This window comes from Agromyces flavus, from assembly GCF_900104685.1.
Taxonomy (GTDB): Bacteria; Actinomycetota; Actinomycetes; order Actinomycetales; family Microbacteriaceae; genus Agromyces; species Agromyces flavus.
In genome coordinates, this window is the sequence record NZ_LT629755.1 from 1,864,833 (window position 1) to 1,884,897 (window position 20,065).

Here is a 20,065-nt window from a genome sequence, read left to right on the forward strand (position 1 = left end):
ATGACCGGGTGCTCAGGAACGAGCCAGTACACTCTCCCGAGTGATCAACCCCGCGCCGCCTGACGACCTTGCAGGGTTCAGCGTCCCGGGGAGCGGGCGGGGCATCCTCGAGGTGTTCCGATATCGCTACCTGCTGCGCCTCCTCGTCCGAAAGGGCACCCAGACCCGCTACCACGGGTCGGCTCTCGGATGGGGGTGGTCCTACGTCAAGCCGGCCGCGCAGTTCGTGATCTTCTACGTCGTCATGGGCCTGTTCCTCGGACTGCATCACGGCATCGAGAACTTCCCCATCTACCTCTTCTCAGGAATCATCGTCGTCAACCTGTTCAGCGAGGCGTTCAGCAATGCGACGAAATCGATCATCAACAACAAGGCGCTCGTCAAGAAGATCTACCTCCCGCGTGAGTTGTTCCCCGTCGCTGACGTCTTCATCGCCTTCGTCCATTTCCTGCCTCAGTTGGCCATCCTGCTGGTCGTACTCCTCGTCGTCGGCTGGGTGCCGACACTGGTGCAGATCTCCGGCGTGGTCCTCGCGATTCTCATCATCCTCACCTTCGCACTGGGCCTCGGGCTGTTCTTCGGCGCGCTCAACGTCTCCTTCCGCGATGCCCAGAATCTCGTCGAGATCATCCTGCTCTTCGCCACGTGGACGGCGCCCGTGCTCTACCCGTTCACCGTCGTCCGCGACGCGCTTCCGACGTGGCTGTTCGAGCTCTACATGCTCAATCCGCTCACCGTCGCCGTCGAGCTGTTCCATTCGGCATTCTGGTTCCCTACGACGGCGGAGAACATGGAACGCCCGGCACACCTCTGGTTGCTCGCGGGGATCGCGGCGATAGTGGTCGCCGCCGTCATGGTCGTCGGGCAGTTCGTCTTCCGCAAGTTGGAGGGCCGCTTTGCCCAAGACCTCTGACGCTCGACCGAGCATCATCATCGAGGATGTCGGGAAGCGCTTCACGCTCCGGCACACACAGTCCTTCAAGGAGCTGTTCATCGCCTGGACGCGGCGCAAGCCACTCGCCAGCACGTTTCAGGCACTCGACGGCATCGACCTGCGCGTCGCCGAGGGCGAATCCGTCGCACTGCTCGGATACAACGGTTCCGGGAAGTCGACCCTGCTCAAGCTCATCTCGGGCGTGCTGCGCCCGGACCAGGGCCGCGTGCTGACACGCGGCCGGGTCGCCGGGCTCATCGAGGTCGGTGCCGGCTTCCACCCCGACCTGTCCGGACGCGAGAATGTCTACCTGAACGCCGCCATTCTCGGAATGAGCCGTTCGGAGATCGACCGCCGGTTCGACGAGATCGTGGAGTTCTCCGAGATCGGTGAGTTCATCGACACCGAGGTGAAGCACTACTCGTCGGGCATGTTCGTGCGACTGGCGTTCTCGGTCGCCATCCACACCGAGCTGGACATCCTGCTCGTCGACGAGGTCCTCGCCGTGGGTGACGCGCCGTTCCGGGAGAAGTGCAAAGCCAAGATCCGGGAGCTCGCCGACGAGCGCAAGACCATGTTCGTGGTCAGTCACGACCTCGGCATGGTGAGCTCCCTCTGCACGCGCGGAATCGTGCTGCGTCGCGGCAAGATGATCTTCGACGGCCCGGTCGAGGACGCGGTCGCGGCCCTCAAGGAGAGCACTCGATAGTGACGAGCGAACGGACCATCGCCGTCGTCCTGGCCGGCGGAGTGGGCACACGGGTAGGCCTCGGGATCCCGAAGCAGTTGATCCGCATCGCCGGGAAGGCGATCGTCGAGCACACCCTGGAGTCCCTGAGCCGGAACCAGCTCATCGACGAGATCCTCGTCATGATGAATGCCGAGAGCCTCCACGAACTCGAGTACCTGCGAGACGGTGCCCGATTCCCGAAACTGCGCGGCATCTTGCCCGGCGGGAAGACGCGCAACGACACCACCCGGCTCGCGCTCGACGCCCTGCCCGACGACCCCTCCACGAAGGTCCTCTTCCACGACGCAGTGCGTCCCTTCCTGGACGACCGGATCATCCGGGACTGCGTGGTCGCGCTCGACTCGTACGAGGCGGTGGACACCGCCATCCCGTCAGCCGACACCGTGATCCAGGTGGACGACCACATCATCACCGACATCCCCACGCGCTCCCGATTGCGCCGCGGGCAGACGCCGCAGGGATTCCGGCTGGGCACCATCCGACAGGCGTATGAGCTCGCCGCCGGCGACACCGACTTCGCCGCGACCGACGATTGCGGCGTGGTATTCCGATACCTGCCCAACGTGCCCATCCGAGTCGTCGAAGGCTCGGCCGAGAACATGAAGATCACCGAACCGCTCGACCTCCACATCGCGGACAAGATCTTCCAGCTGCAGTCCGCCGCGCTAGCCCGGCCGGCGAGCGCCGATATCCCCGATCTCGCCGGCAAGACCGTCGTCGTGCTCGGCGGCAGCTACGGGATCGGGGCGAGCATCGCCGACCTCGCCGAGCGTTCGGGAGCGGCGGTCCATTCGTTCGGTCGCAGCACGACCGGCACGGACGTGACGGATCGCCGCGCCATCCGGCGGGCACTCGCACGCGCCGCGTCGGGCGGGGGGATCGACTACGTCGTCGTCACCGCCGGGATGCTCACCATCTCACCACTCGCCACGACCAAGCGGAAGACGCTTCGATCGACGCTCGAGGTCAACCTCCTCGCGCCGGCACAGATCGCGCAGGAGGCGTACCGGTACCTGCGCGACTCACGCGGCCACCTGCTGTTCTTCACGTCGAGCTCGTACACGCGCGGTCGCGCCGGATACAGCCTGTACTCGGCGACCAAGGCCGGCGTCGTGAACCTCACCCAGGCGCTCGCCGACGAGTGGTCCGAGCACGGCGTGCGGGTCAACTGCATCAATCCCCAGCGCACGCGAACGCCGATGCGCACCAACGCGTTCGGCGAGGAGCCGGCCCATACCCTCCTCGACCCCGAGGACGTCGCAGCCGTGAGCCTGAAGGTGCTCGAAGCCGACGTGACCGGGCAGATCGTCGACGTCCGCGTCGCGAGCTGACTCGCGCGCGGTCGGCGCCGTGCGGCGGGCCGGAGCCCGCCGAACCGCGGAGCCGTCAGTCGCGGCGTTCCCGCAGGCGGTCGAACACCAGGTCGTAGAGCTCGGCGATGCGCGCCGAGTCGCGCCGCAGCTCGTCGATCTCGCTGCGCAGCTCGGCGATCTCGCGCTCGAGCCGGGCGACACGCTCCGGCGTGTTGCGGTCGCCCGCGTTCGCGGCCCTCCGGCGCCGTACGGCATCCCGGATCCTCTTCACGTCGGATCACCCTCCACTCCGGGCGTTCCCGCCGCGCACCACAGCTCGACGGTCGCGATGAGCCGTGTCCCGGCGGTCGTGCGCCGATAGTCGTAGCGCCGGACCGCGATGCCCAATCCGAACGGCTGCGTCTCGGTGCGCAACCACGCGATCGGCAGGTGCCACGTGTCGGGCCGGTGGTGGTCGTACCGCATCGACGGGTTCACCGGGAACGAGGCCACCGCGACGCCGCCGTCGGCGAGCAGGCCGCGCAGGAGGAGGAAGACGTTCGCTCGCGTGGCGCGGTTGACGTACGCGAGGACATCCGAGAGGAGCACGTCGACGCGGCGCCCCCGTCCGAGCTCGTCGGCGGCGAGGTCCAGCACCGCGCGACGATCCGCGAGGTTCACGCGTCGCGACTCGAACGCGGCATCGGCCGCGCGCCGCGTGGCCTCGACCGCGGAGTTCGCGAAGTCCGTCGCGAGCACGTCGCGTCCGGCGTCGGCCAGTCGGCGTGCGAGGTCGCCGCGACCGCACCCCAGGTCGAGCACGCGGCCGCCGTCCGGCGTGGCGCCGAGCAGCGCATCGGCGTCGGGGATCCAGGGATCACGCCCCGTGCGCTGACCCGCCCGTTCCCAGAAGTGGCGATTGAGGTCGTAGACGCCGAACCAGTTCTCGAACCGCCGCCGCGTTCCCATGGGAGTACGGAACCGGAATGCGGGGTCGGGCACGCGCCATCCTGGCCCGTAGCAGAGCTCGAGCCACCCTTCGGGGTCCGCGACCGCCGGGTAGGTCCGACCGCCGAGCGACGCGGTGCCGAGCGGCAGGATCTGCTGCTCGGTGAATCGACCCCGCACGGCGATGGGCTGGTGGTACACGCCCTCGTGGAAGAACCCCATGAAGATGTCGACGTGGGCCGCCTCGGCGCCGGGGATCCCGACCAGCACCTGCAGGTGCGCGTCGCTGTGCCGGATGATGCGGTGCCCCCGTTCTTCGAGTTCGCGCTCGATGGCGTACGACTCGAGCGAGACCTCGGCCGGGTGCATGCTGCCGAGGTAGACGAAGACGTCGGCGTCGTCGTCACGCTCGAGGATCGCGCCCTCCCGTACGGCGCCGAGCAGGGTTCCGCCGGTGATGCTCGCGACGCGGCCCGCGGCCGCGAGGTCGGCGAGCACGCGGTCCAGACCAGCCATGAGGGCCTGGTGCAGATGCGACGTCGGCGCGGCGCCGATCTTGCCCCACTTGTCGACCACGAGCCCGGCGCGCGACAGGTCGGCCAGCGTGCGTGCGTCGCGTTGGCGGCCGAGCGCGTATGCACCGCGGGCGATCGCCGCGCCGGTCGCCTGGTCGCGAACGACGGCATCGCCCGTTCCGCCGAGGTGCGGCTGGAGCGCACCGGGCCATTCGAGCCACCGTCTTCCCGCCGGCGACACGGGGGGCATGGGTTCCGACCACAGCCGGTTGCCGTCGATCTCGATGTCGACGATCCGCGCCACCGAGCCGGGATCCGACCATGACAGCCCTTTTCGCGAGACCGAAAGGACCGGCACCGTCGGGGGCGCCGGAATCCTCATGGCGTGCAACTGGGACGTCACGGCACCTCTCTGCGACTCGTGGGACAGCCGTGACCGGCCGGTGCGACCAGTGTACGCACACGCACGTGGGAATCCGCCGCATCCGCGCCGTGGTGGACCCACCCGCTCGGCGGGACCGTCCACACCGGATCCGCGATCGTGCGCGGGATGCGGCAGAATTGAGCGTCACAGCCCCCTCCTGTCGGGCAGGCTGCCCGACCGAGGAGGACTGCATGCGCAACGGCGTCATCGCGCGCGCACTCGGCGGATACGGCCTCTCGGTCGTGTTGAGCGGAATCGTGAGCCTGCTCGTCATCCCCGCCGTCATCATCGCGGCCGGCACGGAGTCGTGGGCGACGATCGCGGTCGCCCAGGCCGTCGCCGGCTTCGCGTTCGTGCTCGCGGTGTACGGCTGGGGCGTGGTCGGGCCGACCGAGGTCGCATCGCGGCCGGTCGAGGAACGCGGCGCCTACTTCGCCGACTCGGTGCTCAGCCGGGTGTGGCTCAGCATCGTCGTCGTGCCCGTGGCCGTCGTGGTGGCCATCGCGATCACCCCGCAGCAGCCGCTGCTCGCCGCCCTCACGACGATCAGCGGCATCCTGGTCGCGCTCGGCGCCGGATGGTTCTACGTCGGCGAGCGCAGCCCGATCCGGTTCCTCCTGCTCGACACGGCACCGCGCCTCGTCGGCACGCTGGCCGGCGCGGCGGCGGTCATCGCCACGCACGACGCGGTGTGGTTCGCGGGCCTGCAGCTCGCGGGCGTCGCGATCTCAGCGCTGATCTGCACGGTCGACATCCTGCGTCGGTACCGCGGCTGGCACCCCACGCTCTCGCCGGTCCGGGCCCTGCGCAACCTGCGCGGCCAGGGTCACACGGTCGCCATGTCGGCCACGTCCTCGGTGTACGTCAACGTGCCGATCGTGCTCGTCGAGCTGTTCGTGCCGGCCGCGACGGCCGTGTACGCGCTGGCCGAGCGGATGGTGCGCCTCGCGCTCTACGCGACTCGTCCGGTCGTCCAGGTCGCGCAGGGATGGGTCCCCCACCCCGAGCCCGACGTGCTCGTCGCACGTGCGCGCCGCGTGACCGGCATCGCGCTGCTGCTCGGCGCGCTGGGCGGACTCGCCTATGCGGTGCTGTCCCCGTGGGCCGGCGCCATCCTCTCGGGCGGTGAGTTGACGATCGACTGGGACCTCGCGATCCCGATGGGCGTCAACCTGGCCGCGATCCTCGCGTCGCAGCTCACCGGCTTCGCGTGCCTCACGGCGCTCGGGATGTCGCGCGTGCTGTCCACGAGCACCATCGCCGGCGCCGTCGTCGGCACCGCGCTGATGATCCCCCTGCTGCTGCTCATCGGCGCACCGGGCGTCGCATGGGGTCTCGCGGCGGCCGAGATCGCGGTGCTCGGCGTGCAGCTCTGGAAGCTCGCACCCAGACTGCGTCCGGCGCTCACGGTAGGCTCGTAGCGGCCGGCCGTCGCCGGCCCATCGACTTCCCCGGAGAGCAACCAGTGACCTCGACCTGGACCGAGCTGCAGCGCGTCGTGTTCCCACAGGACGGCGACCCCGACGTCCTCCCCCTCTTCGTCGACGCCGACGTGTGGGCCCGCTTCGGCACGCGCGAGGTGCGCGTGAGCGATCGCGCCCACATCGACGACGTCCTCGGCCGCGACCGGTTCCGCGTGGCATCCGGCGAGCGCATGTCGTTCGCGGGGTACTTCAACGCGTTCCCGGCCTCGTACTGGCAGCACTGGACCGTCGTAGACCGCGTGCGCCTGCGCGCGACGACGAGCGGCTCGGGCACGCTGCTCGTCTACCGCTCGACCGCCCAGGGCGTCCCGCAGCGCGTCGCGTCCGAGGCGTTCTCCGGCGAGGCGGCCGTCACGCTCGTCGAACTGCCCGTCACCACCTTCGGCGACGGCGGGTGGTACTGGTTCGACATCGTCGCGGGCCGCGGTGACGTGGTGCTCTCCGACGCCGCGTGGGAGACCGACGTGACGCCGGTGCGCGACGGGCGCGCCTCGATCGGCATCACGACCATGAACAAGCCCGACTACTGCGTCCGCACGCTCGACGCGCTCGCCTCCGACGAGACGGTCGGCGACGTGCTCGATCGCGTGTACGTGGTCGACCAGGGCACGCAGCTCGTGCGCGAACGCGAGGAGTACCCCGAGCTCGCCGAGCGCCTGGGCGATCGACTCGAGGTCATCGAACAGGCGAACCTCGGCGGTTCGGGCGGATTCGCCCGGTCGATGCTCGAGACGCTCGAGGCCGGGGCGAGCGACTACGTCATCCTGCTCGACGACGACGTGACCATCGAACCCGAGAGCATCGTGCGCGCGGTGCGGTTCGCGCGCTACGCCACGCAGCCCGTCCTCGTGGGCGGTCACATGTTCGACCTGCTCGACCGGCCGGTCATGCACGCGTTCGCCGAGACCATGGACATGTACCCGTTCATGTGGCACGCCCAGCCGCACGACGAGGTCCCGCACGACTTCCGCTTCAGCAACCTCCGGCAGACGCGGTGGATGCACGCGCGCATGGACGCGGACTACAACGGCTGGTGGTTCTGCCTCATCCCCGTCGCCGCCCTTCGAGCGGCCGGGCTGGCACTGCCCGCGTTCATCAAGTGGGATGACGCCGAGTACTGCCTGCGCGCCCGCGCGCACGGCTTCCCGACCGTCACCCTGCCCGGCGCCGCGCTCTGGCACGTCTCGTGGCTCGACAAGGACGACTCGATCGACTGGCAGGCGTACTTCCACGCGCGCAACCGGTTCGTCGCGGCGCTGCTGCACTCGCCGTACGACGACGGCGGCAAGCTCGCTGAAGACAGCTGGCGCTGGGACCTCCGGCACCTGCTCTCGATGCAGTACTACCCCGTCACGCTGCGCCATCGTGCGCTGAAGGACATCCTGCGCGGTCCCGACCACATGCAGGCCGAACTCGGCTCGATCCTGGGCGACCTCCGCGCCGAGGCGAAGCGGTTCCCCGAGAAGACCGTGCTGAAGACCGACGACGAGGTCCCGGCCACCGTCGACGGCAAGAAGGTGTTCCCGCTCGGACCCGACGGCAAGCCCGGCAAGGGCCCGCGCGGCATCCCACTGGTCATGTTCACCGCCCGGATGACGGCGCGCCAGTGGTTCACGAAGCCGAACCCGCGCCACGTCGCCGCACCGCAGGTCGAACTCGCCAAGCGAGACGCGACGTGGTTCCGCCTCCCGATCTACGACAGCGCGCTCGTCTCGACCGCCGACGGCACGGGAAAGGTGCGGTACACGCGCGACCCGCGGACGTTCCGCCGCCTCGTCCGCGAGAGCCGGCGCCTGCACCGAGAGCTCAAGCGACGCTGGCCCGAGCTGTCGAAGCAGTATCGCGAGGCACTGCCCGACATCACGTCGCCCGAGGCGTGGCGCCGCACGTTCGAGCGCTGATCGCCGAGCGGCCGTCGACCCGTCCTCGGACCCGTCCACGGCATCGTCCGACGGGCGCGGTGTCGGCCGGACGCGTCCGTCGGGGTCAGAAGCCGAAGCGGACGAGTGCCGACGCGACCGTGAACCGCAGCGGCGACTCGCGGCGCAGGGCATCACCGAGGCGTCGCGGCAGCAGGGCGGCCGGCCGCGCGTGTGAACGGCGCGCCGACGCCGCATCGAGGAGCGCACGGGTCGAGACGCCGGGCGTGCACGCGAGGTCCAGGACCTGCCGGTCGAGCCGCGACAGCACGCGCTCGGCCCCGGGTGCGGCGCGTCGGCATCGTTCGATCGCGGCGACGAGCTCCATCCGGTCGTCGTCGGCCCAGTGTGCCTCGAGGGGTCGGTTCGCGACCCAGCCGAGCACGTTCACGCGGTAGACCTTGGCCACCACCGATTCCCGCTCACGGGGGTCGAGCTCACGGAACTGCGCGGACGCGAACAGGCTGTCCAGGATGACGGCGTCGGTCGCGAGCGGGCGAACGGACGTCGACGTGCGGCTCGGCGCATCCGAGTGGATCAGGTAGGCGGGACCGCGCCGATCGAACGCGATGCGCGCGCCGGAGTACCAGAGCGCGGTCACGTACTCGATGTCCTCGCCTGCGGCGAATCCCGCGGGGAACCGCATCGCGCCGAATCGGGCCCGCGAGACCAGGCCGAGGGGCGCGCTGCGATAGGCGAGCCGGTCGCGCACGCCGTCGAGCCGGGTGCGCCGCAGCGGCCGTGCCGGCGGCGTGGGCACGCGAGGTCCGTGGGCGATCCGGAGGCTCGGCAGGACGAGGTCGGCCCCGCTGCGCCGCGCGAGCGCGAGCCACGAGTCGATCGCGCCGCGTTCGAGCTCGTCGTCGGATCCCATGATCGAGGTGTACTCGGCGGTCGCCGACTCGAGTCCGAGGTTGAACGGCCCGGACGGGCTGGGGATCCCGTCGTCGAGGTCGAGGAATCGCAGGCGTCGGTCGGCGGCGAGGGACGCGAGACGCTCGCGCACCGCCGCACCGTCGGTGTTGTGGCAGACGACGGTGACCCGGGTCGAGGCCCTGGTGTCGCGCAGGGCCGAGCCGACCGCCCGCTCGATGCGGCGTTCCGGATCGTGGACGGCGATCACCAGGTCGACGTCATGTTCCGGCACAAGGCGACGCTAGCAGGATTCACGGCCGGGACCGTCTAGACTGCCCTTCCGTGGCGACCCCCGCAATCGACGACCGCGCCGCGGCTCCCGCGGCGCGGTTCCGCGACCCCGCGGTCCGGCGCCCACGGCTCGACTCCCTGACAGGACTGCGCTGGTGGGCGGCGTTCGCCGTGTTCCTGCACCACATGTCCAATCTCGCGCCGCTGCCGATCGAGGGCGTGCTGCGCTACGGCGCCTACGGCGTGACGTTCTTCTTCGTGCTCTCCGGCTTCGTGCTCACCTGGTCGGCTCGTCCCGGAACCCCGGCGACGACCTTCTGGTGGCGGCGTTTCGCGCGGATCTACCCGTCGCACATCGTGGCGCTGCTGCTCGCGATCCCCGTGTTCTACAGCTTCGCGCCCGACCCCGCCGACTGGTGGGTCAAGCCGTTCGACATCGGCATCCTGCTGCTGTCGGTGGTGCTGCTGCAGGGCTGGTCGCGCGATCCCGTCGTGCTCTTCTCAGGCAATCCCGCCGCATGGACCCTGACGTGCGAGGCGTTCTTCTACGCGCTGCATCCGGCGCTGCACCGCGCGTGCGTCTCCCTCCGCGTCCGCGGCGCGCTCATCGCGACCGTCGGCGTGTTCGCGCTGGCGCTCGCCTACCGCATCGCCGTGGTGCTCATGCCCGGATCCTGGTTCGCCGCATTGCCGCTGCCCGTGGTGCGGCTCTCCGAGTTCGTCATCGGCATCGGCATCGCGCAGGCGATGATCGCCGGGTGGGCCGTCCGCATCCCGCCCCTCGCGTGCTACCTGGGCGGTGCGGGCCTGATCCTCGCCATCGTGCTCGCACCCCGCATCGCCGAGCCGGGGAATCCCGCGGCGTGGTTCCTGGCCACGTCGAACGAGTGGATCATCCTGCTCTGCGCGCTCACGATCGCCGCGGTCGCCTGGCGGGACGTGGTCGGCCGGTTCTCACTCCTGCGCTCGCGCGTGCTCGTCCGCCTCGGCGAGTGGTCGTACGCGTTCTACCTCGTGCACGCGACGGTCATCTACGCGGTGCTGACCTTCATCGGGCCGTTCGCGCCGTCGTGGGTCAACCTGGGCTGGTACGCGCTGCTGCTCGTGGGCTCCCTGGCCGCGGCGGCCGCGTTGCACCACCTCGTCGAGAAGCCGTTCGAGCGCCGCCTCCGCTCGTGGTGGGACGCCCGCGCGGCGCGCCGCGCGGAAGCGCGGACCGCGGCATCCGCTCCTGCGCCGGTCGCGAACTGACGGCTCAGGCGTCCACGCCGAGGAACGACGCCGCGGCGCGCGCCGACGCGCGTCCGTCGTGCACCTCGCGCGCGAACGCGGCACCGTCCGACGCGACGCCGCGGAACCGGGCCGGATCGGCGACGATCGCGCGGATGACGCCGGCGACCTCGGACGCGGACGATTCCACGATGGGCAGATCGCGTCCGTACGTCGTCCGCACGGCCTCGCGAACCGACGCGTCGACGTTGCCCACGACGATGCGGCCGGAGGCCATGGCCTCGCACGCGGCGACGCCGTAGTCGCCGAGGCGGAACTGGTCGAGCACGATGTCGGCCTCGCGGAAGATCCCCGGCACCTCGGCCGAGGGCACGCCCTCGACCCGGCGGTACTCGATGAGGCCGTCCTCGTGCAGCCGGCGCACCTTGGGCTCGATGAGGTCGGATCCCTTGACCACCGCCTTGCTCGGCAGGTGCACGACCACCGGCCGGGCCCTTTCGAGCGGCGTCGGGCCGCCGGCCCACCGCTCGACGTCGACCACGACGGGGAGCCAGACGGCCTCCGGGACATCGGCCAGCATGCCGGGCGTGGACGCGAAGATCGGCACGCCCGCCTCGTCGAGGAGCGCACGGTTCCGCGCCGCCTCGGCCTCGAGCACGGGCGACAGCGACCACTCGCCGTACGGCGAGTCGGGGTGCGCGGCGACGTGGCGGGCCGGGCTGCGCATGTCGCTCCCGTGCGTGAGCATGGCCACCCGGACCCCCGCGGCCTGCAGGTCGCGGATCTCGTCGAGCACGCGCTCGTCGTACGCGCGGCCGAAGAGGTGCCGGCCCGCCTCGAGGATGACGTGCGTGAACCGGGAGCGCACCGCGGTGCGATGACGGCGCTGCCAGGACCCCGACAGCAGGTACACGGACGCGGGGACCTCGATGTCGATCGGGAAGCCGTAACCGGAGGTCGCCGAATAGGCCATCGAGACCGCGGAGACCCCGGGCAGGTTGCGCTCGAGCGCCCGTGCCCACTGCCATCCCTGGCCGGCGAAGTTCACCGGTCCGACGAACACGCGGACCGGCGCGTCGGCCCGCGGCTCCGGGGTCGGGACCGACCACGGGTCGAATCGCAGCCGGCTCGGCAGCCCGATCGAGAGCAGCCGGTCGGGCACGTGCCGCAGCGTGCGGATGCCGAGCGCCTGGAGCCCCGAGGGCAGCATCAGGCGAGCCCGGCGAGCGCCGCCTGGACCCGGAAGTCGGGCACGCGGTCCACGAGCTCGGCGAACGTGCCCTGCGCGACGATCCGGCCGTCGTTGAGGTAGCAGAGCAGGTCGTTGTCGCGGACCGTCGAGAGGCGATGGGCCACCGACACCACGGTCACCTTGCCCTGGAGCTCGCGGATGGCGCGCGAGACATCCGCCTCGGTCTTCGTGTCGAGGGCGCTGGTCGCCTCGTCGAGCACGAGCACGAGCGGCTCGCTGTACAGCGCGCGGGCGATGCCGAGGCGCTGGCGCTGCCCGCCCGACAGCGAGATGCCCGCGTCGCCGATGAGCGAGTCCATGCCCCCGGGGCGCGCCGCGATGGCGGGCCACAGCTGCGCGCGCTCGAGCGCGCGGCGCACGCGGTCGTAGTCGATCTCGCCCTCCCACGACAGCGCGACGTTCTGGGCGACCGAGCCGTTGAAGAGCGCGACCTGCTGCGGCACGTAGCCGACCCGGTCGCGCCAGGCCGCGAGCACGCGCTCGAGCGGCATGCCGTCGACCTCGATCGTGCCCTGCGAGGGCGAGATGAGGCCGAGCAGGATGTCGACGATGGTGGACTTGCCCGCACCGGACGGTCCGACCAGCCCGACGGTCGAGCCCATCGGGATGTCGAGGTCGATGCCGTCGACGGCCGGACGGTCGGACTCGGGGTAGCTGAACGAGACGTCGTGCAGCACGAGTCGCCGGGGCTCGCCCTGCAGCGGCTCGTGGCCGATCTCCTCGGCGCGGCGCAGGTGCTCCTGAGCGTCCTCGACGTCGCCGACGACCATCTCGACGTGGGGCGCGTTGGCCTGGGCGTTCGTGAGCAGCCCCTGGAACGAGATGATCGAGGGGACGATGCGGAACCCGGCGACGCCGAACAGCGCGACGGCGGCGATCGCCTCGGGGAGGCCGCCGATGAGGTACGCCGCCCCGCCGACGATCACGAAGCCGCCGACGAGCGCGCCGTCGAGCACGAACTTCGGCACGGCGCCGAGGAAGTAGAGGTTGGCGCGGGCCCGCGTCGACGAGATGCGGTTGCGGTGCACGTTCGCCGCGACCTCGGCCGCCTTGTTCCGCAGCGTGATCTCCTTCAGCGCATTGACCATGTCGGTCATGATCGATGCGGCGCGGATGGAGTAGTCGCGGTTGACCCGGCCGGCCTGCACGGCGCGACGCCCGACCCACCGGTACAGCAGCAGGGCGATGAGGCCGAGGTAGACGAGGGTGATGAACGCGGTCAGCGGCGCTGCGACCAGCACGACGACGAAGACGGCCACGAACGTCGTGAGCAGCGACGGCAGGGTGATCACCGGCAGGAGGAACCCGGTCGTGGTCGTCGCGACGCCGACGTCGACCAGGCGGACGAGCTGGGACGTGCTGCGCGTGATGCGCTCGACCCACGGGGCGCGGATGTACGCGTCGAACAGCCGGTCTCCCACGGTGAGCTCGTACTTGGCGAACTTGCGGGTCGCGAACCACTGGAGGAGGACGTTCAGGCCCGACTTGAGGATGATCAGCAGCGACACGACGAGGAGGACCCACACGTAGCCGTCGGTGCCGACCTCGCCGATGATCGGGAACGGGATCGGCGCGTACTGCACCATCGATCCGAGCGCGAGCGCGAGGATGCCGAGGGCCACGATGTCGATGAGGGCGAGCGCACTGGAGAGGACCACGAACCACCACAGGAACGCGCGTTCCTCGGGCGGCAGGATGGGCAGCAGGCGGCGCAAGGTGCGCCAGATGAGCTTCACGGAACCAGATTCTCCTCTCACGTGTCGCGGGGGTCATCCTCCCACATCGCCGGTGCGAGGCCACTGAGTCCCCGCGGTCCGGGGATCCCGCCCCGGGGTCGCGCTCCGGAGGCTCCCGTTTCGTCACTGGTACGATCCCTCCATGCTTCCGAGGCCTCAGGGCACGCTCATCGTGCTGCCCGCGTTCAACGAGGAGGCCTCGGTCGGACCCGTCCTGCAGGAGATCCAGCGCGCGATGCCGGGGGTTCCCTGCCTCGTCGTCGACGACGGGTCGACGGATGCCACGGCCGAACGCGCACGCGCCGCGGGCGCCACCGTGCTCCAGCTGCCGTTCAACCTCGGCGTCGGCGGGGCGATGCGCGCCGGCTTCCGGTACGCCGAGGACGAGGGCTATCGCACGGTCGTCCAGCTCGACGCCGACGGCCAGCACGATCCGGCCGAGGTTCCCGAGCTCATCGCCGCGCTCGGCGAGGCCGACATCGCGATCGGTGCCCGGTTCGCCGGCAAGGGCTCGTACTCGACGCGTGGGCCGCGACGTTGGGCGATGCTCGTGCTGTCGCGCGTGATCAGCGGGATCAGCCGCACGCGACTGACCGACACCACGAGCGGCTTCAAGGCCAACGGACCGCGGGCGATCGCGCTGTTCGCCCAGCACTACCCGGCCGAGTACCTCGGCGATACCGTCGAGGCGCTGGTCATCGCGGCCAGGGCGGGCCTGCGCATCCGCCAGGTCCCGGTCGCGATGCGGCCGCGCCAGGGCGGCGAGCCCTCGCACCGCCCGGTCAAGGCGGCCGTGTACCTCGTCCGCGCGTTCGTGGCGCTGGGCTTCGCGCTGTTGCGACCCCGCGTGATCATCCCCGAGAGCGGAGGCAGCCGATGAGCACGGGCACCTACCTGCTCGGCGTGGTCGCGTCGGTCATCGCGTTCGCGGCGGTCGTGGAGCTGCTGCGACGCCGGCGGCTCCGCGAGCGGCACGCGGTGTGGTGGTTCATCGCGGCCCTCGGGGCACTCGTCGTCGGCATCTTCCCGTCGACGCTGACCTGGGCCGCCGACGTGCTGAGCGTGGAGGTCCCGACCAACCTCGTCTTCTTCGTCAGCATCGTCATCCTGTTCCTCGTCAGCCTCCAGCACGCCGGTGAGCTCACCGATCTCGAGGACCGCACCAGGACCCTCGCCGAGGAGGTCGCGCTGCAACGGGTAAAGTTGGAGCGCCTGGACGGCGCGTCGCGACCCGACGACGCCGAGACGGACTCCCCCGACTGATCGCCGCCGCACGCCCGCACGCGGGCATCCGGCCGGAAAGGACACCCCCCGTGACAACGATCGCTGCGAGTGCGGACGTCGCCGACGACGCCACCATCGGCGAGGGAAGCAAGGTCTGGCACCTCGCGCAGGTGCGCGAGGGCGCCCGCCTCGGCGAGAACTGCATCGTCGGCCGGGGCGCCTACATCGGCAGCGGCGTCGTCATGGGCGACAACTGCAAGGTGCAGAACTACGCGCTCGTCTACGAGCCGGCCGAGCTCGGCCAGGGCGTGTTCATCGGTCCCGCCGTGGTACTGACCAACGACACGTACCCGCGCGCCGTCGGCCCCGACGGCTCGCTGAAGAGCGCCCGCGACTGGACGCCGGTCGGCGTCACCATCCGCGACGGCGCGTCGATCGGCGCCCGCGCCGTGTGCGTCGCGCCCGTGACCATCGGTCGCTGGGCGACGGTCGCCGCGGGCGCGGTGGTGACGAAGGACGTCCCGGACTTCGCGCTCGTCGCCGGCGTCCCGGCCCGACGCATCCGCTGGGTCGGCAAGGCGGGCGTGCCGCTCGAGCAGCGCGGCGACGCATGGGTGTGCCCCGAGACGGGCGAACGATACATCGAAGACGCAGGGATCCTGCGGGAGGAGCAGTCATGAGCGAGTTCATCCCGGCCGCCAAGCCGATCGTCGGCGAGGAGGAGCGCGCTGCGGTCGACGCGGTGCTGGCCTCCGGCATGCTGGCGCAGGGCGCCGAGGTCGCCACGTTCGAGCAGGAGTTCTCGGACGTGCTGCTCGACGGCCGCGCCGTCGTCGCCGTGAACTCCGGCACGGCCGGCCAGCACCTCGGGCTGCTCGCCTCGGGGATCGGTCCCGGCGACGAGGTCATCGTGCCGTCGTTCACATTCGCCGCGACGGCGAACTCGGTGGCCCTGACGGGCGCCACGCCGGTCTTCGCCGACATCGAGCCCGACCACTTCAACCTCGACCCGGCCGATGTCGCGTCACGCATCACCGAGCGCACGGTCGGCATCATGCCCGTGCACCTCTACGGCCACCCGGCGAACATGACGGCGTTCGAGGAGCTCGCGACCCAGCACGGCCTGGCGCTCTTCGAGGACGCCGCGCAGGCGCATGGGGCGAGCCTCGACGGCCGCAAGGTCGGCACGTTCGGCCGCTTCGCGATGTTCAGCCTCTACCCGACGAAGAACATGACGAGCGGCGAGGGCGGCATGGTCTCGACGGGCGAGGCCGATGTCGAGCGGATGCTGCGACTCCTGCGCAACCAGGGCATGGAGAAGCAGTACGAGAACGAGGTCGTGGGCTTCAACGCCCGCATGACCAACATCCACGCCGCGATCGGCCGCGTGCAGCTCACCAAGGTGCTCGGCTGGACCGAGACCCGCCGCCGCAACGCGGCCTTCCTCGACGCGAACCTCGAGGGCGTCGTCACGCCGCCGGTCGCCGAGGGCGCCGAGCACGTCTACCACCAGTACACGATCCGGGTTCCGGAAGACCGCGACGCGTTCGCCACCGCGCTGCGCGAGCAGTACCAGATCGGATCGGGCGTCTACTACCCCATCCCCAACCACCGCCTCCCGTCGTTCGGCCTCGAGCTCGACCTGCCCGAGACCGAGCGCGCGGCCCGCGAGGTGCTCTCGCTGCCCGTGCACCCCTCGCTCTCCGAGGCCGACCTCGAGCGCATCGTCTCCGCGGTGAACGCGCTCGCGAAGGCGGGTGCGTGATGGCGGAACTCCGGATCGGCGTCATCGGCCTCGGCATGATGGGCCGTCACCACGTGCGCGTCACGCGTGAGGTCGACGGGGTTCGCCTCGTCGCCGTCGCCGACGCGCAGGGCGACCCCCACGGCGTCGCGGGCGGGCTCCCCGTCCTCGAGTCCGTCGCGGCCCTCATCGAGCAGGGAATCGACGCGGCGGTCGTCGCCGTGCCGACCGGCTACCACGAGGCCGTCGCGCTCGAGCTCGCGAACGCGGGGGTGCACACGCTGGTCGAGAAGCCCATCGCGAGCGACAGCGCCGCGGGCGAGCGGGTCGCCGCCGCGTTCGAGCGGGCCGGACTGGTCGGTGCGGTCGGGCACATCGAGCGCTACAACCCCGCCCTGCAGGACCTGCGCCGCCGCCTCGAGGAGGGCGAGCTCGGGGACCTCTACCAGATCGCCACGCGTCGACAGGGCCCCTTCCCGGCTCGCATCGCCGACGTCGGGGTCGTGAAGGACCTCGGCACCCACGACATCGACCTCACCGCCTGGCTCGCGCAGTCCCGGTACACGGCCATCGCGGCTCGCACCACCACGCGCAGCGGACGGCCGCACGAGGACATGGTCTCCGCGACGGGCCAGCTCGAGAGCGGGGCGATCACGAACCACCTCGTGAACTGGCTCTCGCCGATGAAGGAGCGCATCACGGTCGTCACCGGCGAGCGCGGCGCGTTCGTGGCCGACACGGTCAGCGCCGACCTCGCGTTCTACGAGAACGGCACGCAGACCACCGAGTGGGAGTCCGTTGCGGCGTTCCGCGGCGTCTCCGAGGGGTCGATGACCCGTTACGCGCTCACCAAGCGCGAGCCGCTCCGGTCCGAGCACGAGGCCTTCCGCGACGCCATCCTCGGCATCTCGTCGAACACGGTCACCATGCGCGAGGGCCTGACGACCCTGCGCGTGGCCGAGGCCGTCGTCGACTCCGCGCGCACCGGCCAGTCGCGATCGCTGCCCGCCGCGTAGCGATGGCGGACGCCCCCGAGTCCTCATCGCCTCGCGCCTGTTCGCGCCCGAGGTGAGCGCCGGCGCGTTCCGGCTCCGTGCCCTCGCGCGCGGCTTCGTCCGACGCGGATGCCGCGTACGCGTCGTGACCACGACGCCGCCCCCGAGCGCGCCCCCCGGCGCGGTGGAGGAACCCGGTCTGCGCGTGTCCCGGTTCCCGGTCCTGCGCGATCGCGGCGGGAACGTGCGCGGCTACGTGCAGTACCTGAGCTTCGACATCCCGCTCGCCTTCCGGCTCCTGTTCGCCCGGTACGACCTGGCGGTCGCCGAGGCACCGCCCACGACGGGCATGGTCGTCTCGGTCGTGAGCGCCCTGCGGCGCAAGCCCTTCGCGTACTATGCGGCCGACGTCTGGACCGACGGCGTGATCTCGATGGGTGCGCCCGGCCTGGTCGTGCGCCTCATGCGCGCGATGGAGAGCGCCGTGCTCCGCCGGGCTGCGAGCGTGCTGTCGATCTCCGACGAGGTCACCGACCGGTTGGTCGAGCTGGGCGCCCGCCGCGACCGCGTGGCGACCGTCGGCAACGGCGTCGACACGGGGATGTTCTCGCCGGACGGACCCGCGAAGGACGACGGCGCGCCCTACCTCGTGTACACGGGCACCATGTCGGAGTGGCAGGGCGCCGAGCTCTTCGCGAGCGCGATGCCGGCCGTGCTCGAGCGTCATCCCGATGCCCGGCTCAGGTACTTCGGGCAGGGTGCGTCCGAGCCGGCCATCCGCGCCGAGGCGGCACGCGTCGGCGACCGACGCATCGTCCTCGGCGGCGTCGTGCCGCCGGCCGAGGCGGCCGAGTGGATCCGCGGCGCCGCCGCCGCCCTGGTGAGCATCGTGCCCGGCATCGGGTACGACTTCGCGCGGCCGACGAAGACCTACGCGGCCGCGGCGTGCGGCGCTCCCGTGATCTTCGCGGGCACGGGCAGCGGCGCGGCACTGGTCCGCGACCACGGCCTCGGCGAGGCGGTGGACTTCACGACCGCCGCCGTGTCCGACGCCATGGTGCGGGCGATCGACGCGTGGCGATCCGGTGGTGGCGAGGAGGAGCGCGCCGCTCGCGCGGCCTGGGTCCAGGCCAACGCGTCGCTCGACGCGGTGGGCACGAACGCCGCCGACGCCGTCCTGGCCGCGATCCGCTGATCACGATGGCATCCGCCCAGGGCATTCGGCGAGTGCGGATGCGGCGTCGAGTACGCTTGAGCGTCGTCCCGAGAGGAACCCCCACCCCGTGAACACTGACCTGCTCGTCGTCGGATCCGGCTTCTTCGGCCTCACGATCGCCGACCACGCCGCCCGCGAACTCGGCCTCCGCGTCACCGTCATCGACCGGCGACCCCACATCGGCGGCAACGCCTACAGCGAGGACGAGGCGCAGACCGGCATCGAGGTGCACCGCTACGGCGCGCACCTGTTCCACACCTCGAACGAGCGGGTGTGGGAGTACGTCAACCGGTTCACCACCTTCACCGACTACGTGCACCGCGTCTACACGCAGCACGGCGGGGAGGTGTACCCGATGCCGATCAACCTCGGCACGATCAACCAGTTCTTCCGCTCGGCGCACGGTCCGGGCGCAGCGCGAGAACTCGTCCGCGAGCAGGCGGGCGAGCTCGCCGGCACCGACCCGCAGAACCTCAACGACAAGGGCATCCAGCTGATCGGCCGGCCCCTCTACGAGGCCTTCATCAAGCACTACACCGCGAAGCAGTGGCAGACCGACCCGAGCGACCTTCCCGCCGAGATCATCTCGCGCCTGCCCGTCCGGTACACGTACGACAACCGCTACTTCAACGACACGTACGAGGGCCTGCCCACCGACGGCTACACCGCGTGGCTCGAGCGCATGGCCGACCACCCCAACATCGAGGTGCAGCTCGGGACGGACTTCTTCGACGAGTCCCAGCCCTACTCGAAGGGCAACGCCGTCGGTCGAGTGCCGGTCGTCTACACCGGGCCCGTCGACCGCTACTTCGACTACGCCGAGGGGGCGCTGCAGTGGCGCACGCTCGACTTCGAGGAGGAGGTCCTCGACATCGGCGACTTCCAGGGCACGAGCGTCATGAACTACGCCGACGCCGAGGTGCCGTACACGCGCATCCACGAGTTCCGCCACTTCCACCCCGAGCGCGACTATCCGACCGACCGCACGGTCATCATGCGCGAGTACTCGCGGTTCGCCGAGCACGGCGACGAGCCGTACTACCCGGTCAACACGGCGGCCGACCGCGAACGGCTCCTGAAGTACCGGACGCTCGCCAAGCAGGAGCGCGACGTGCTGTTCGGCGGCCGACTCGGCACGTACAAGTACCTCGACATGCACATGGCCATCGGGTCGGCGCTGAGCATGTTCGACAACCGCCTCCGTCCGTACCTCGAGGGCTCCGCGCCGCTCGAGTCGGGCGACGGCGAGGCGTGA

The 20,065-nt window shown here is 70.9% G+C and carries 18 protein-coding genes; 13 read left to right on the top strand and 5 right to left on the bottom strand.

Translation table 11 applies throughout. The features are described from left to right. The first annotated feature begins 43 nt into the window (after window positions 1-43). From BLT99_RS08795 to BLT99_RS08805, 3 genes are read left to right on the top strand one after another with little or no spacing between them, the layout of a single operon-like run. Window positions 44-913, top strand: coding sequence for an ABC transporter permease (locus BLT99_RS08795; RefSeq protein ID WP_092675936.1), 870 nt, complete (start codon window positions 44-46; stop codon window positions 911-913). Beyond that, a complete protein-coding gene (locus BLT99_RS08800; protein ID WP_092671137.1) occupies window positions 897-1,643 on the top strand; it encodes an ABC transporter ATP-binding protein in 747 nt (248 codons plus the stop codon). The genes BLT99_RS08795 and BLT99_RS08800 overlap by 17 nt, the downstream gene beginning before the upstream one ends. Further along, on the top strand, window positions 1,643-3,016 hold the full coding sequence (locus BLT99_RS08805; protein ID WP_092671141.1) for a bifunctional cytidylyltransferase/SDR family oxidoreductase: 1,374 nt from the start codon (window positions 1,643-1,645) through the stop codon (window positions 3,014-3,016). Before BLT99_RS08800 ends, BLT99_RS08805 begins: the two co-directional genes overlap by 1 nt. A gap of 55 nt (window positions 3,017-3,071) precedes the next feature. On the opposite strand, the gene BLT99_RS08810 is transcribed toward BLT99_RS08805, so the two are convergent. Together BLT99_RS08810 and BLT99_RS08815 are read right to left on the bottom strand one after the other, a co-directional pair. Then, on the bottom strand, window positions 3,072-3,269 hold the full coding sequence (locus tag BLT99_RS08810) for a hypothetical protein (protein ID WP_092671144.1): 198 nt from the start codon (window positions 3,267-3,269) through the stop codon (window positions 3,072-3,074). Then, window positions 3,266-4,744 (bottom strand): class I SAM-dependent methyltransferase, encoded by a 1,479-nt coding sequence (locus BLT99_RS08815; protein ID WP_157674964.1) that lies wholly within the window; start codon window positions 4,742-4,744, stop codon window positions 3,266-3,268. The genes BLT99_RS08810 and BLT99_RS08815 overlap by 4 nt, the downstream gene beginning before the upstream one ends. Window positions 4,745-5,055: 311 nt before the next feature. Here BLT99_RS08815 and BLT99_RS08820 point away from each other — a divergent pair, with 311 nt between their 5' ends. Continuing rightward, entirely contained in the window at window positions 5,056-6,285 is a 1,230-nt protein-coding gene (locus BLT99_RS08820; RefSeq protein ID WP_092671150.1) for a lipopolysaccharide biosynthesis protein, read from the top strand. A 44-nt stretch (window positions 6,286-6,329) separates the two neighbouring features. Next, entirely contained in the window at window positions 6,330-8,249 is a 1,920-nt protein-coding gene (locus BLT99_RS08825) for a glycosyltransferase (RefSeq protein WP_229724745.1), read from the top strand. Between the two features lie 85 nt (window positions 8,250-8,334). Here the strand turns inward: BLT99_RS08825 and BLT99_RS08830 are convergent, their stop codons facing one another. After that, the gene (locus tag BLT99_RS08830; protein WP_092671156.1) at window positions 8,335-9,414 is read right to left on the bottom strand and encodes a glycosyltransferase family 2 protein; all 1,080 of its coding nucleotides are present in this window, start codon (window positions 9,412-9,414) and stop codon (window positions 8,335-8,337) included. A gap of 50 nt (window positions 9,415-9,464) precedes the next feature. On the opposite strand from BLT99_RS08830, the gene BLT99_RS08835 reads away from it, so the two are divergent. Further along, the gene (locus BLT99_RS08835; RefSeq protein ID WP_229724744.1) at window positions 9,465-10,664 is read left to right on the top strand and encodes an acyltransferase family protein; all 1,200 of its coding nucleotides are present in this window, start codon (window positions 9,465-9,467) and stop codon (window positions 10,662-10,664) included. A gap of 4 nt (window positions 10,665-10,668) precedes the next feature. Here BLT99_RS08835 and BLT99_RS08840 read toward each other — a convergent pair whose 3' ends face one another. Together BLT99_RS08840 and BLT99_RS08845 are read right to left on the bottom strand one after the other, a co-directional pair. Next, the gene (locus BLT99_RS08840) at window positions 10,669-11,853 is read right to left on the bottom strand and encodes a glycosyltransferase family protein (protein ID WP_092671159.1); all 1,185 of its coding nucleotides are present in this window, start codon (window positions 11,851-11,853) and stop codon (window positions 10,669-10,671) included. Next, window positions 11,853-13,631: an ABC transporter ATP-binding protein gene (locus BLT99_RS08845; RefSeq protein WP_092671162.1), complete on the bottom strand. Its 1,779-nt coding sequence runs from the start codon at window positions 13,629-13,631 to the stop codon at window positions 11,853-11,855. The genes BLT99_RS08840 and BLT99_RS08845 overlap by 1 nt, the downstream gene beginning before the upstream one ends. Before the next feature lie 142 nt (window positions 13,632-13,773). Between BLT99_RS08845 and BLT99_RS08850 the strand changes: the two genes are divergently transcribed. The 7 genes from BLT99_RS08850 to glf all read left to right on the top strand — a co-directional run bounded on the left by BLT99_RS08850 (window position 13,774) and on the right by glf (window position 20,065). Beyond that, window positions 13,774-14,511: a glycosyltransferase family 2 protein gene (locus BLT99_RS08850; protein WP_092671165.1), complete on the top strand. Its 738-nt coding sequence runs from the start codon at window positions 13,774-13,776 to the stop codon at window positions 14,509-14,511. Further along, window positions 14,508-14,894, top strand: coding sequence for a DUF2304 domain-containing protein (locus tag BLT99_RS08855; protein WP_092671168.1), 387 nt, complete (start codon window positions 14,508-14,510; stop codon window positions 14,892-14,894). The genes BLT99_RS08850 and BLT99_RS08855 overlap by 4 nt, the downstream gene beginning before the upstream one ends. A 50-nt stretch (window positions 14,895-14,944) precedes the next feature. Further along, entirely contained in the window at window positions 14,945-15,535 is a 591-nt protein-coding gene (locus BLT99_RS08860) for an acyltransferase (protein ID WP_092671171.1), read from the top strand. After that, window positions 15,532-16,620, top strand: a complete 1,089-nt coding sequence (locus BLT99_RS08865) for a DegT/DnrJ/EryC1/StrS family aminotransferase (RefSeq protein WP_092671175.1) — start codon at window positions 15,532-15,534, stop codon at window positions 16,618-16,620. The genes BLT99_RS08860 and BLT99_RS08865 overlap by 4 nt, the downstream gene beginning before the upstream one ends. Beyond that, complete coding sequence (locus BLT99_RS08870; RefSeq protein ID WP_092671178.1) at window positions 16,620-17,615, top strand: Gfo/Idh/MocA family protein; 996 nt, start codon at window positions 16,620-16,622, stop codon at window positions 17,613-17,615. Before BLT99_RS08865 ends, BLT99_RS08870 begins: the two co-directional genes overlap by 1 nt. A gap of 52 nt (window positions 17,616-17,667) precedes the next feature. Beyond that, the gene (locus tag BLT99_RS08875) at window positions 17,668-18,789 is read left to right on the top strand and encodes a glycosyltransferase (protein WP_231945679.1); all 1,122 of its coding nucleotides are present in this window, start codon (window positions 17,668-17,670) and stop codon (window positions 18,787-18,789) included. An 88-nt stretch (window positions 18,790-18,877) separates the two neighbouring features. Continuing rightward, window positions 18,878-20,065 (top strand): UDP-galactopyranose mutase, encoded by a 1,188-nt coding sequence (gene glf, locus BLT99_RS08880; protein WP_092671184.1) that lies wholly within the window; start codon window positions 18,878-18,880, stop codon window positions 20,063-20,065.

Coding starts and splice junctions, on each gene's coding strand:
- BLT99_RS08820 (WP_092671150.1), top strand. CDS start 5,056: ATGCGCAACGGCGTCATCGCGCGCGCACTCGGCGGATACGGCCTCTCG.
- BLT99_RS08840 (WP_092671159.1), bottom strand. CDS start 11,853: ATGCTGCCCTCGGGGCTCCAGGCGCTCGGCATCCGCACGCTGCGGCAC.
- BLT99_RS08850 (WP_092671165.1), top strand. CDS start 13,774: ATGCTTCCGAGGCCTCAGGGCACGCTCATCGTGCTGCCCGCGTTCAAC.
- BLT99_RS08855 (WP_092671168.1), top strand. CDS start 14,508: ATGAGCACGGGCACCTACCTGCTCGGCGTGGTCGCGTCGGTCATCGCG.
- BLT99_RS08865 (WP_092671175.1), top strand. CDS start 15,532: ATGAGCGAGTTCATCCCGGCCGCCAAGCCGATCGTCGGCGAGGAGGAG.
- BLT99_RS08870 (WP_092671178.1), top strand. CDS start 16,620: ATGGCGGAACTCCGGATCGGCGTCATCGGCCTCGGCATGATGGGCCGT.